16 protein-coding genes and 1 pseudogene are annotated in these 12,780 nt (G+C 29.8%); 4 read left to right on the top strand and 13 right to left on the bottom strand.

The window, feature by feature from the left end; translation table 11 throughout:
- Position 1: 1 nt before the first annotated feature.
- From LXD69_RS02640 to LXD69_RS02630, 3 genes are all read left to right on the top strand, one after another.
- Complete coding sequence (locus LXD69_RS02640; protein ID WP_246917342.1) at positions 2-1,195, top strand: glycerophosphodiester phosphodiesterase; 1,194 nt, start codon at positions 2-4, stop codon at positions 1,193-1,195.
- A gap of 249 nt (positions 1,196-1,444) precedes the next feature.
- The gene (locus tag LXD69_RS02635) at positions 1,445-1,666 is read left to right on the top strand and encodes a hypothetical protein (protein WP_045972897.1); all 222 of its coding nucleotides are present in this window, start codon (positions 1,445-1,447) and stop codon (positions 1,664-1,666) included.
- Positions 1,667-1,728: 62 nt separating this feature from the next.
- Positions 1,729-2,958 (top strand): radical SAM protein, encoded by a 1,230-nt coding sequence (locus LXD69_RS02630; protein ID WP_246917339.1) that lies wholly within the window; start codon positions 1,729-1,731, stop codon positions 2,956-2,958.
- Here the strand turns inward: LXD69_RS02630 and LXD69_RS02625 are convergent.
- The 8 genes from LXD69_RS02625 to LXD69_RS02590 form a co-directional block, all read right to left on the bottom strand.
- Positions 2,955-3,629, bottom strand: coding sequence for a peptidoglycan DD-metalloendopeptidase family protein (locus LXD69_RS02625; protein ID WP_246917336.1), 675 nt, complete (start codon positions 3,627-3,629; stop codon positions 2,955-2,957). The genes LXD69_RS02630 and LXD69_RS02625 overlap by 4 nt on opposite strands.
- A gap of 53 nt (positions 3,630-3,682) precedes the next feature.
- A complete protein-coding gene (locus tag LXD69_RS02620) occupies positions 3,683-4,507 on the bottom strand; it encodes a heat-shock protein Hsp90 (RefSeq protein WP_246917334.1) in 825 nt (274 codons plus the stop codon).
- Positions 4,508-4,600: 93 nt separating this feature from the next.
- Positions 4,601-4,984: a DUF3037 domain-containing protein gene (locus tag LXD69_RS02615; protein ID WP_045972907.1), complete on the bottom strand. Its 384-nt coding sequence runs from the start codon at positions 4,982-4,984 to the stop codon at positions 4,601-4,603.
- Positions 4,962-5,750 (bottom strand): HipA family kinase, encoded by a 789-nt coding sequence (locus tag LXD69_RS02610; RefSeq protein WP_246917331.1) that lies wholly within the window; start codon positions 5,748-5,750, stop codon positions 4,962-4,964. The genes LXD69_RS02615 and LXD69_RS02610 overlap by 23 nt, the downstream gene beginning before the upstream one ends.
- A gap of 80 nt (positions 5,751-5,830) precedes the next feature.
- Positions 5,831-6,703, bottom strand: a complete 873-nt coding sequence (fabD, locus tag LXD69_RS02605; RefSeq protein WP_246917329.1) for an ACP S-malonyltransferase — start codon at positions 6,701-6,703, stop codon at positions 5,831-5,833.
- A 165-nt stretch (positions 6,704-6,868) separates the two neighbouring features.
- Complete coding sequence (locus LXD69_RS02600) at positions 6,869-7,399, bottom strand: NADPH-dependent FMN reductase (RefSeq protein ID WP_045972913.1); 531 nt, start codon at positions 7,397-7,399, stop codon at positions 6,869-6,871.
- Positions 7,400-7,409: 10 nt separating this feature from the next.
- Positions 7,410-8,126 (bottom strand): pirin family protein, encoded by a 717-nt coding sequence (locus tag LXD69_RS02595; protein WP_246917324.1) that lies wholly within the window; start codon positions 8,124-8,126, stop codon positions 7,410-7,412.
- Positions 8,127-8,322: 196 nt separating this feature from the next.
- Positions 8,323-8,763 carry a hypothetical protein gene (locus LXD69_RS02590; RefSeq protein WP_246917321.1) on the bottom strand — a complete coding sequence of 147 codons (441 nt, stop codon included), beginning with the start codon at positions 8,761-8,763 and terminating at the stop codon, positions 8,323-8,325.
- Positions 8,764-8,831: 68 nt separating this feature from the next.
- Here LXD69_RS02590 and LXD69_RS02585 point away from each other — a divergent pair, with 68 nt between their 5' ends.
- The gene (locus LXD69_RS02585) at positions 8,832-9,125 is read left to right on the top strand and encodes an XRE family transcriptional regulator (protein ID WP_246917318.1); all 294 of its coding nucleotides are present in this window, start codon (positions 8,832-8,834) and stop codon (positions 9,123-9,125) included.
- Positions 9,126-9,289: 164 nt separating this feature from the next.
- On the opposite strand, the gene LXD69_RS02580 is transcribed toward LXD69_RS02585, so the two are convergent.
- From LXD69_RS02580 to LXD69_RS02560, 5 genes and pseudogenes are all read right to left on the bottom strand, one after another.
- Positions 9,290-9,799 (bottom strand): hypothetical protein, encoded by a 510-nt coding sequence (locus LXD69_RS02580; protein WP_246917316.1) that lies wholly within the window; start codon positions 9,797-9,799, stop codon positions 9,290-9,292.
- Positions 9,792-10,784, bottom strand: a pseudogene (locus LXD69_RS02575) (RHS repeat domain-containing protein); the annotation flags it as partial. The pseudogene LXD69_RS02575 and the gene LXD69_RS02580, both read right to left, overlap by 8 nt.
- 65 nt (positions 10,785-10,849) lie before the next feature.
- Positions 10,850-11,161 (bottom strand): DUF6443 domain-containing protein, encoded by a 312-nt coding sequence (locus tag LXD69_RS02570; protein WP_045972921.1) that lies wholly within the window; start codon positions 11,159-11,161, stop codon positions 10,850-10,852.
- A 716-nt stretch (positions 11,162-11,877) separates the two neighbouring features.
- Complete coding sequence (locus LXD69_RS02565; protein ID WP_045972923.1) at positions 11,878-12,453, bottom strand: Crp/Fnr family transcriptional regulator; 576 nt, start codon at positions 12,451-12,453, stop codon at positions 11,878-11,880.
- Positions 12,453-12,779 (bottom strand): DUF6370 family protein, encoded by a 327-nt coding sequence (locus LXD69_RS02560; RefSeq protein ID WP_246917310.1) that lies wholly within the window; start codon positions 12,777-12,779, stop codon positions 12,453-12,455. The genes LXD69_RS02565 and LXD69_RS02560 overlap by 1 nt, the downstream gene beginning before the upstream one ends.
- Position 12,780: the final 1 nt, after the last annotated feature.

Here is a 12,780-nt window from a genome sequence, read left to right as displayed (position 1 = left end):
AATGATTCTTAGAAACACTTTTTTTTCTATTGTTGCTTTATTCTTTACAGCATGTAATAATGATGATAATTCTAACAATGTAGATTCTCAATCTTCAAAGTACCCTACTTTATCTGGAGAAAATCCACTAATTGTGGCTCATAGAGGAGCTTCTGGATATTTACCTGAACATACCATAGCTTCTTACGCAAAAGCTATAGAACTAGGTGCTGACTTTATTGAACCTGATTTAGTTATGACTTCAGATGGTGTTTTAGTTGTACGTCATGAACCAATGCTTTCAGGAACTACAAATGTTGCAGATATTCCTGCTTTTGCTTCTAAAAAAACCACAAAAAATATTGATGGAGCAATGATAGAAGATTGGTTTGTTTCTGATTTTACTTTATTGGAAATTAAACAATTAAAAGCAAAACAAGCTTTTATAGAAAGACCACAACAATTTAATAACTTATACGAAGTTCCTACTTTTGCAGAAGTAATTGCATTAGCTAAAGAAAAATCAGCTCAGTTAGGTAAAACTATTGGAATATATCCAGAAACAAAACATCCTTCCTTTCATGAAGTGCTAAATTTAAATATTTCTGATAAATTATTAGAAGAATTAACAATTGCAGGATGGAATAGTGCAACTTCACCTGTATATGTTCAATCTTTTGAAGTGTCTAATTTGCAATATATTCGATCAAAATCGTCAGTTAAAATTATTCAATTATTAAGTTGCTATGATGTGGCCCTAAATGGAGATTTAATTTTTGACGTACCCAACGGAGAGATTATTTCAAATGGACAGCCTTATGATTGGTATTTACAAGGTGATAATAGAAATTTTAGTTTCTTTACTACTGACGAAGGCTTGGATTTTGTAAAAACGTATGCAAATGGAATAGGACCATGGAAGCCTTTTATTATTTCTTATAAAGGTACAGATGCAAATAATGATGGTTTTGCAGATGATATGAATGCAGATGGAAAAATAAATGATGCAGATAAAGAAGCAATAACTCCTACAGACTTAATAACAAAAGCACATAGTAGAGGATTGCAAGTTCATGCCTATACTTTTAGAAACGAAAGCAGAAGACTATTGAGTAATTATCATAACAATCCTATAGCAGAATACCAAGCTTTTTATCAATTAGGGTTAGATGGTTTATTTACCGATTTTACTGATACGGCAGTAACAGCAAGATAGATTAAAATATAAAAAGATAAAGAAATGAGATTGCAAATTTTGCAATCTCATTTCTTTTAATGACAAATAAAGAATGAAGATGATTTTCTAAAAGAAAAGTTGTTTGGTTTAATCATTTGTTATTCTGTGTGTTAAATATTATTTTTTTTGGGTAACGATTTCTAGTTTTTTACACTTGCTAATAGATCGATCTTATTGGAGGAACTCGAAAATCCAAATTAATAGAGTAGGGAACTGAAAAACAATATTATGAAAACAAAAAAAGTAACGTTTGGAAAAAGTTTAGAAAACTTAACAAAGTATCAATTTGATTTTTTACAGAATATTAAAGGTGGAGATATTCCTATCGTGGTACATATTCCTACAAGAGCTAATCCTGCTTGTTTAGAAGGTTATGAATGGAATGAAGTTTTAAAGAAATGTGTTAGAACTGGAGTAGCAGTTAGTTTAGATACGATTAGAACAAATTAATACTCAAAATACAAGAGGTTGTATGTTTTGCAACCTCTTTTTAATTTTAAATATTCATAATCATGTATATATTTAATTCATTGGTTTTAAAAATAGCTAGTCGTTGCAATTTAAATTGCTCCTATTGTTTTATGTATAATCTTGGTGACGATTCTTATAAAAATCAACCTAAATTTATTGCTGAAGATACAATTGATGCTATTATTGAGAAAACGAAAATCTATATTATTAAAAATAAACTTATCACTTTTAATTTTTTATTTCATGGAGGAGAACCGCTATTGATTGAAAAAGAAAAGTTTCAAGAGATTATTTTAAAACTAAAAGCTATTGAAAATCAAATTACAGATTTAAATGTTTCATTTAGTATTCAAACAAATGGCGTTTTATTAGATGAAGAATGGTGTAAAATACTTTTAGAAAATAAAGTAGAGATAGGTATTAGCATTGATAGTACCAAAGAATCTCATGATAAATATAGAATAGACCACAAAGGAAAAGGGAGTTATAAAGCTGTGAAAGAAGCTGTTAATTTGGTAAAAAAAATAACAAAAAGAGCAGATGTTATTACTGTTATGGATGTAGCAGAAAACCCTGTTAAAGTATATGAAAGTTTAAAAAATTTGAATGTAGATTCGGTTAATTTTTTAATTAAAGATTTCACATATGATAACTTTCCATATACAATAGATAGTAATTATACACAACCTCATGCCGATTTTTTAATTGAATTATTTGATATTTGGTTTGAAGACAAAGAGAAAATTGACATACCTCTTTTTATTGGTTATATTAATGTTATTTTGGGATTTGCTGATTTTAATGATGTAAATTCTAACGAACTTAAATCGTTAATTATAGAAACAAATGGAGAAATTGAACCTATAGATTCTTTGAAAGCTTGCGGACAGGAATTTACTAAAACAAATATCAATATAAAACAGAATGAATTAGAATCAATCTTTAAATCTCCTTTGGGAAACTTATACTACAATGAAAGTCTGAAAGTATGTTCTCAATGTCAAGATTGTCCTATTTTTGAAATTTGTTTAGGAGGAAGATTAGTCCATCGTTTTAAAAAAGAAAATGGTTTTGACAATCCATCAGTTTATTGCGAAGACATGGTAAAGTTTATTTGTCATGTTCAAAATAGATTATATGATGTTTTTCCAGATATTGATAAAAATGAAATTGAACGCTTAAATTATAAAGAAATTTTAGCGCTAAACAAATTAAATGGAACAAGTAAATTAGATAATGAAAAACTTAAACTATATAAGAATGCTATTTAAATCTTCAATAATAAATTAGGATTAGGACAGTTTTCAATAAAAAAGTCCAAATCTTTCTGACTAGAAACACCAGGGTAATCACCTTTTTTGTCTTGCATGTCTTTTATAATTTGAAAATGTAAATGTGGAGCGTAATCACCATTAACAGTATGGTCTCCTAAAGTTCCAATTTGATTTCCTTTTTTTACTTCCATACCAATTGATAAGTCAGTTAAACTTTCTAACGAAAGATGACCATATAAAGTATGAAAGATGAAATTTTCTATTTGATGTTCAAGAATTATTGTAGGGCCATAATCACCTAAACTAATATTATTTTGAAAACTATGGACTTTTCCATCTAAAGCCGCTAAAACAGGAGTTCCGGCTTTTATCCATAAGTCTAAACCAATGTGTATGTTTCTCTCATCACTTACATTGTTTTTAAAAGTAGAACTTCGTTGGTATAAATTTCTCACTTCACAATAACCGCCATAAGCTACTTTGGCGTTGTTTTTTGTCAAATGATTTCCTATAAACTCTTCAAAAAGTACTGCATCTGTAACATCTAGTGCTATTAAATTAGTGTTTTTTGTAGATAAATCTAAAGCAACATAATCTTTATAATCAATAGAAGCGTCAATAACTTTTACGTCTTGAATAGTTTCTAAAATTTGTTTAAAGTGTATCATTTGTATAAAAAAAGACTGCTCTTTTATTAGTGAGCAGTCGTTAAAATGTTTTTTTATTTGTTCAGAGGAACTATAGTAGCGTCTGAAGGTTTTTTAAATACTTCAGTATTTAATTTTGAAAATGTAATATTTGATAATTTAGCTTCTCCAATTAAATCTCCAAAACCAGTTTCATTTGTCCACATATGGTAAGTCCAATCTGTTGAAAAAGGAATTCCTTCTACTTCTGTGAAGTTATTATATTTTACAGCATGAGGCTCTTCTTCCGCTTTTTCTTTCCCTTTTCCATAACTAACAATGTATGCTGCACCTACTAAATAATTGTTGTTAGGGTTTTTGTAAGCAACATACCAATCATCAGGCGCATCACCAATATTTGATTCAAAGCTTAATTTTCCAGTTGGTACTTCTTCTCCATAAAATGGTTTGTTAGTAAAATCAGACCAAATAGTTCCATTGTCATTTAACTTGTATGGTAGTGCAAAGAAATAAGACCAAGTAAAAATATCAAATCTTGCACGACCTAAATCTCCGTCTGCTTTATTTGTATAAACTTCAGTACCATCATAAATAATAGTTTCTCCATCTGCTTTCTCCATTTTAATCATTGTTCCATCAACAGATTGAGTAAATTTAGCATCAAGATAATCTTGTCCACCAAATTTTACTACTATAGTATAACTAACAGCTTCTTTTGATAAGAAATCATTTTTTTTATGAGCTGTTTCTATATCTTTTGTAAATGGTGTTACTTCTTTCGTAGGCGTTTCAATAGTTTCAGTTTCTTGGAGTGTAGTTTCTTCTTTTTTTACTTCTTCTTTACAAGATATAAGTGATAAAATTGTAACGAATGTAAAAGACAAAAAGATTTTTTTCATGTTTAAAAAGTTTTAATTATATTAAAGAATATAAAGATATAAAATCAAAATTTTAATTATTTTTTGATTACAGATTTTAGCGTTTTATTAACTTTATAATACCAATTCTAAGTACAATTTTTCAAATGTTGCTTCCAAATCGTAGCTAAATCCAGAATGTGGTCTTGAAGTTTGTATACTTGAACTTTTCACAGCAGTTATCCATCTAAAGCGTTCTGCAATTTCAAATGTAGCTATTGGACCTCCTTCCTTTTTACCTTCACAGATATTTACAAAAGCATCTAAATTGATTTTTAATTGTTCTAAATCAAATTCAGGACAAAATGAAGTGATTTTTTCATGTGGAATGTGATACTTAATTCGTAAGTATTTTTGACGTTTGCTAAACAGCATTAAGCCAATATTAATAAACTCTTCGCGCTCTACCTTAGGTATTACACGAATTACAGCATAATCATATAAGTGTTTTTCGTGCATTTTGAGCTTGATTTAAAAATGTTTCAGCATTTGCTAATCGTAAGGATAGAAATTGAAAATAAACTTTTTTAATTTCATCTGGAGTTATATTTTGATCTTCCCAATGTAACCAATCGTCTGGAATTTGATTTACAATTTCTTCTAAGATAGTATCATTTAATTTGGAAGTAAACTCTTTGTGCGCTTCTTCTAATAGAGTTGCTTTTGGTAATAAAACATGATCTTTTATTAGTGTAAAAGGAGTAATCGCAGTGGTTTTCCAATTGGTCCAAGAATGATGAAAATAAAAAGATGCACCATGATCAATAAGCCAAATGTCCTTTTTCCAAATTAAAAGATTTGTGTTTTTAAATGTTCGGTCTACATTGGTTATGAAAGCATCTAACCAAACAATTTTTGAAGCTAATAAAGCATCGCATTCATTGGCAGCAGCATCATAGGTTATAGCTCCAGATAAGTAATGAAGTCCTAAATTTAGACCTTGACTAAATTTTAATAAATCTTGTATTTCTTCATCTGCTTCGGTTCTTCCGAAAGCTTCATCTAAGTTTGCAAATACTAGTTCAGGAATAGGTAAACCTAAATATTTAGCAATTTGTCCACCTAAAAATTCTGCAATCAGTGCTTTTACACCATGCCCTGCTCCTCTAAATTTTAGTACATATTTAAAGTCGTCATCGGCTTCTGCCAAAGCAGGTAAAGAACCACCTTCACGAAGCGGTGTTATATATCGTGTTACGTTTACCGTACGTAGATTTAAATTCATATAAATAAGGAAATTCTTCTAACAAAGATAAGTAAAAAAAACTCCGATAAATTTATCGGAGTTTTCGTAAGTTATTATGATTATGCAGAAATTGTTTCTACTTCTTTGTTGATTTTATTGACTAAGCCAACGAGTACTTTTCCTGGTCCAACTTCTGTGAAACTTGTAGCACCATCAGCAATCATTTGATTTACAGATTGCGTCCATTTTACAGGAGCTGTTAATTGAATAATTAGGTTTTTCTTTATTTCGTCTGCGTCAGAAACAGCACTTGCTGTTACATTTTGATATACTGGACAAATAGGAGTAGAGAAAGTAGTTGCTTCAATAGCAGCCGCTAGCTCTTCTCTAGCAGGTTCCATCATTGGCGAATGAAAAGCACCACCAACAGGTAAAATTAAGGCTCTTTTTGCTCCAGCCTCTTTCATTTTTTCGCAAGCTTCTTCAACCGCTTTATATTCTCCAGAAATTACTAATTGACCTGGGCAGTTATAGTTTGCAGCAACAACAACTCCATCTATTGATGCGCAAATATCTTCTACAATTTTATCTTCTAAATTTAAAACAGCAGCCATTGTTGAAGGTTGAATTTCACAAGCTTTTTGCATAGCTAAAGCTCTTTTAGATACTAATTTTAATCCGTCTTCAAAAGATAATGTTCCGTTTGCTACTAGAGCAGAAAATTCACCTAGCGAATGTCCAGCCACCATTTCAGGATTGAAATTTTCTAACGTTTTAGCAAGAATAACAGAATGTAAAAAAACAGCAGGTTGTGTTACTTTTGTTTCTTTTAATTCTTCCGCATTACCTTCAAACATAATGTCTGTAATACTAAAACCTAATATCTCATTTGCTTTTTCAAATAATTCTTGCGCTATTGTTGAATTTTCATATAGGTCTTTACCCATTCCTGTAAATTGCGCTCCTTGACCTGGAAATACGTATGCTTTCATTTTCTTGTTTTATAGGTTAACGTTTAAAAATTATGATTGATAAACTTCGCAAAAATAGTAATTTTTTAGAAGTAAAATGATTAAGGCTTTTCTATAAAGTATCATTTTCTAGTAAAAAGGAATGTGGTTCAAAACTAAAATTAAAACAATAATAGTTTTTAGTAGTTATAATTCAATGGAGTTTACAACCGCTAATAACTCTTTTTTTAATTCTTCATTTTTAATTCCTTCTTCCTCACTAAAGTTGTCATTAAAACTAGGAAGCGTAAAAGAGCCTACAATATTTGCATCATGTCTTGGAAACCTATCTTTTGCAGTTTCAAAAACACTCATTCCTCCTCTTGGTCCTGGGGAAGTAGATAGCAAAAGCATATCTTTACCTTGAAAGTTTTTATTATTAATTCTAGAATTCCAATCAAAGATATTTTTAAAAGCAGTACTATATGAACCATTGTGTTCAGCAAGTGATATTATAATTAAATCAGCATTTCCTATTTTGGTATAAAAATCGTGAGCTAATTGTGGTATTCCAGTTTCTTTTTCAATATCAATAGAATAAATTGGCATTTCAAAATCATTTAAATCTAATATTTCAATATCTGAATGCGTAAAAAGAGTAGCAGTATAAGTTGCTAGTTTTTTATTGATAGAATTTTTACTGTTTGATGCTCCAAAGGCAATAATTTTTTTTGTCATTTTTTATTTTTTAGTAGTTCATAGGTATTTCCATTACCAAAAATTTAGATTCAGTAATTGCGTTAATATTTATTGTTTCTGTATCCCAAATTCCTATTGCATCTCTTTTTTCAAGTGTTGAACCATTTACTTCAATTTTACCTTCAATATTCATGATGTAAAATCCATTTCCTTCTTTTTTAAGATTTAATTTTTTAGAAAAATCTTTGTCAAAATTACTTAAATAGAACCAAGCATCTTGATGAATCCAAACACCATTATCTTCTGGACTTGGAGATAAAATCTGTGAAAAGTTATTTTTTTGTTCTTCTTTGTTTAAGGTAATTTGTTCATAACGAGGTGTAACATTCTGTTTGTTTGGAAATAACCAAATTTGAAAAAGTTTTGTTTGCTGATTTTCATTCGGATTATATTCACTGTGTTGAATTCCTGTTCCTGCACTCATTACTTGTATGTCTCCACTTTTAATAATAGATGAATTTCCCATACTATCTTTGTGAGCCAAATCACCTTCTAATGGAATAGTGATAATCTCCATATTATCGTGTGGATGTGTTCCAAAGCCCATTCCAGCAGCAATAGTATCATCATTTAAAACACGAAGAGCACCAAATTGAATTCTATCAGGATTGTACCAATTTGCAAAACTAAAACTATGATAAGCATTTAACCAACCATGATTTGCATTTCCTCTTGTATCTGCTTTATGTATAACTGAATTTGTCATAATTATATATGTTTTAGTAATTATTATGATACAAATTTACAATCATTGATATGCAAAGTCACTTAACCTAGATTAAGAAAGATAAGTTATATTAATTGTTGTTTTGAATTTATTGTAAAATGAGATAATGATTTTTTCTTTTCATTTTGTAAAGTTAAGGCAAAGAGGTTTAACTTTTTTTACCACTCGAAGGAAGCTAATTCCAACTTAGTACAGCATCATAATTCCTTGCACCGTAGTCGTAGAAGTTAAGTCCTAACACAGTTTGCAGTTCTTTGCCATTGAACTTATATTGATAAGCATTAGAACTATTATGCGTTTCATGTTTTAGTCCAAAAGGATAATACTGATTTTCTTCCACTATTTCATCAGCATCTATGATATTACTGTTGTTAATATCACTATAACTTACCAAATGGTCGGTATAATTAAAAACATAGCTGTAATTGTCTGCTTCATGTTTTACATAACCCTCAGCATGCGGAAAAAATTGCAATACATTGTTTTTGTATTGAAAGCCTCCTGCTAAATAATTGGTTTGGGTTACGTTAATTGCTTCATTCACTATTTTGCTTACTTTTTGCCCTGTTACATTGTAAATATAGGTAATAGTATTGGTGCCTACAATTATTTTCATAAGTAAAAAAGGCATCACTAATTCTGAAACATTACCCCTTTTTACAGAGTGGTTTTGCTTTATTTACTTTGTGGGCACAAGCAAGATGCTTGCGCCAGCATGGGGGAACTAGAGAAGTAACCGTAGCCGAACTACAAAAACTTACTAAACTTTTTAACTTGACTACTGACCAGATTTTGAACTATGATGAAAATCTAATCCCTAAAGAAGGAGTAATTGAAGATAAAACCGTTATTGAACAAATGCAACTCCTTGAACAGCTCGATGAAGAAGATAAAAGCATTGTTTTTAAAATGATTGACAAAATGCTTACTACTAAAAAATTTAAAGACTTTTTCAATAACAACATAGCTACGCTATAAAAAAACAAAAGTAACTCTCTTAAAAGTTGCTTTTGTTTTTATTAATATGGCTCAAAGTGAGGACACTTTGCGCAGCACTTAACGTTTTTAAGGACTGGGGACCTCGTAGAGCGTGTGCGCTTTAATTAGAACACTTCGGACAGCTGGGGGAAAACATTTCAGCGCTATTGTGGTAATCTAGGAAAAGGCACTATTTTACCTAGAGAATCTTTTAAATGACTAACTTTTGGCAAAGTCAAATCAAAAATTAATTCTTCATCATCTTCAATTAATATAGCATTTTTAATATTTTGATTTAAAACACCTATAAATTCAGAATCTAGACTATCTATTTTATCATTATCATTTATTATTCTATGTTTTAATATTCCATCTTTTACGAAGAAAGAAATTGTCGTTTTATTTTCATTTCTCCAATCAAAATTAACACTCCTATTTAAGGTGTCAATTGCAGAAAACTCTTTTTCTGTTTTTTTTCTTAATTCAATAACTTTATAAAATATGCTATCCCATTTAAGAGTGTCAATTGGCTTTTTTGAAACAATTTCAACTGCATGATATTTGGAATTATATATGTAGAAATTATCCTCTAAAGAATCATCTTGATTTTTACAACTAATAGTTAAATTAATAAATTGTAAAAAAACAAGTTTTAAAAAAATATTTTTATTCATAAACTGATTTTGCTTTTTTTCCATCTTTTTTTAATACTTTATCTCTAAATTTCACGAAATCCTTGCTACTTTTTTCGTAAGCTTTTTCCCATTTTTCAAGTTTGTTTTGTAGCTTTTTATTATTTGGATTATGATACACACTCATTCTTAATTCATATAAATTGTCTCCAAATTCTAAGAGCTTAACATACTTATTAACAACAGCATCTTTTGCAACCAATTTATTCAATTCTCTTTTATACTCATTTTCATAAGCATCATAAACAATTTTAGCCTCAAAATAATCCTTAAATTGAATTCTTACTGCAAAATGATTTTTATCACCATTACCATAATCTAATTCTAGAAAACTACCAGTTTTTGTTGCACCAATACCTCCAGCAGCTGAGCCAAATGAAGTGTATGAATGAGGGTGACCTTCTGTACCGATTTTAAAATCCTTTGATTTTATAGTATATAACCCCATATGAAGTTTTTTTATTGCATCGTAGCTCACATTTGCTGAATAGCCGTAAAAGTTTAGTTCCGAAGTGCCTACTATATAATCAACACCTGATTTAGGTTTCAAATATTTTCCATTGTAAGGTAATTTTGTTTCATATCGACTTCCATCAATTTCGTAGCCGTCATTGTTTCCATAAGCACTAAATGCAAGTGTATTGTATTGATTTATAGCTGCAATTTTAGGAAGTCTATTAATCGCAGTTTGAATATATCTTTCAAAAACTGGATATGGTTTATTACCATCAGAATCAATAACATTTAATGGATTATTCAATGCGTATACATAAGTAGAAACATACGAGAACTCTTTTTCAAGTGGGTCAGGAGCAAACCATCTTCCAATTCTGGAATCATACATCCTAGCACCAAAATCATAACTATTTCCATCTCCTTTTAACTCTAAATCATTCTCTTTTCCATTAAAGCCGTAACGATAATTATCTGAACCAGAGCTACCATGCCTATTAGGAAGCAACTGACCAAAAGGATAGTAGTCATGTGCAACTCAAAGCTATTTGTAAGAACGTGTTGTAAATATAGTACTTTTTAAAACAACAAAATCAACTCTCTTAAAAGTTGCTCTGTCTTTTTATATTCTTTGTGCCCACGAGCTAGAAACTCACGGTAGCGATGCCGATTATTTAAAGACGCTCGGACTAGCTGGGGTGCTACTTGCTGAATCGGTCTTCCCAGTCCATCAAAATAACTAACTTGTACATTAGCAACGCTTACATCAGGATTTGCAATCGGAGTTGCAGTGGGTTGTTTGTACGTAATGGTTTTCACCCAGTTTTGATCAGGGCTTTGTCCTAAAGCAAGAAAGGGGATTAGGGTTAGTAGGTATATTATTTTTTTCATAAATATATAGTTCTCTCTTTTTTACATTCCCCTTCTTTGGAGGGGTGTCTATCGGGTGGGATGGCTTATTTTATTTTTTGATTTTCCAAATATATTGGTTTAAAACAGACTTATCAATACGTATTTATACGTATTTTTCAATGTTTTTTGTACGTATAAATACGTACTTTTTAACTTTTCTATATTTTTTACACAGTTAATCGTTCAAAAAAGTTACAAAAACGATACCTTTTTTTAGTAATTATATTCTTAATAGAGTATCAAAATGTAAAAAAGGTTGGGATGCGTATTTTCTTTTCTTAAAAATAGTTAGAAAAACACAATGAGGAATTATCTTTTTAAAAGTAGTACACGGAATTCATGAATTCCGTGTTGTTTTTATGTTGTGATTTTTTTTCAAAATGAAAAAAAAGATCACGGTTTCTGTAATTTTTTTTCGTTTTGAAAAAAAGTTTACAACTTTTGTAATTTTATTTTTAAAATGAAAAAAAAATCACAACAATAAATGGAAAGGTATTAGGGTGTTTTTAAATTGTTTTATTTTAGGACGAGTCAACAAAACGTACTACTCCATATTAAAGGTTACTTAAAGGTTAGGATAAAGGGAGGATAGTGTATAGAAACAGTATGGAAGAGTAATAGTATTTAAAAGAACAACAAATTGTATTAACAAAATGAAGAATCGTTGTATAGAATAAAATAAACAGATTAAGGAATTATTTTTTTAATAACCGAGCTTTCATTTTACTAAAAAACTCAGGCGTTACACCTATATAAGAAGCAATTTGTTTTTGTGGTACTTTTTGAATTAGAGTAGGGTATTTTGAGCAGAATTTCTCAAAACGTTCTTCAGCAGATAAACTTAAATTATCCATCAGTCTTTCTTGATGTGCTACTAATGAGTTTTCAGTTAAGATGCGGAAAAAGCGTTCTAGTTTTGGAATCTCAAGATACAATTCATCTTGATTTTCTTTAGATAATAACACAATTTCAGCATCTTCTAGTACTTCAATGAATAAGTTACCTGGTTTTTGAGATAATAAACTATACATGTCTCCAATCCACCAACCTTCGCAAGCAAAATGGAGCACATGTTCTACAATATTATCATTGATATTAAAACTTCTTAGAATCCCTGAATTCACAAAATAGGAATGTTTGCAAATTTTACCTGCATTGTGAAGTATTGTTTTTGCTTTATGATTTTGAATCTCTACTTTTGATAAGAACAAGGACTGTTCCTTTTCTGAAAGAGATACTATTTTGGCAATGTTTTCAAGGATTAAAGCCATTATTTATTCTTTTTTGGTAATAGTTTAAAATGTGTAACAACAAATACACTATCTTTAACCTCACCTGTAACTTCTGCTCTTCGAATAGTTTGGCAAAAACCATCTTCCGCATGAGCATCACCGTGTTTATCAATATGTGTGCCTTCTACAAAATAAGATTTTCCATCTATTCTAACAGCTAAATCACAACCGTGACCTTTCATTCCAAACTGACATTGCCCACAAGATGCTTCAACGGTTTGTTTTTTCTCTGTGGGTGTTTTTTTCTCTTGAGCATTTCCAATTGTTATGAAAAAAAGAAAAATAAGACTTAAAATATGTTTCATG

The sequence above is a fragment of the Flavobacterium sediminilitoris genome, from assembly GCF_023008245.1.
Lineage (GTDB): Bacteria > Bacteroidota > Bacteroidia > Flavobacteriales > Flavobacteriaceae > Flavobacterium > Flavobacterium sediminilitoris.
The sequence above is the reverse complement of the archived record's forward strand: the minus strand, read 5'-3'. Positions and strand labels throughout refer to the sequence as shown.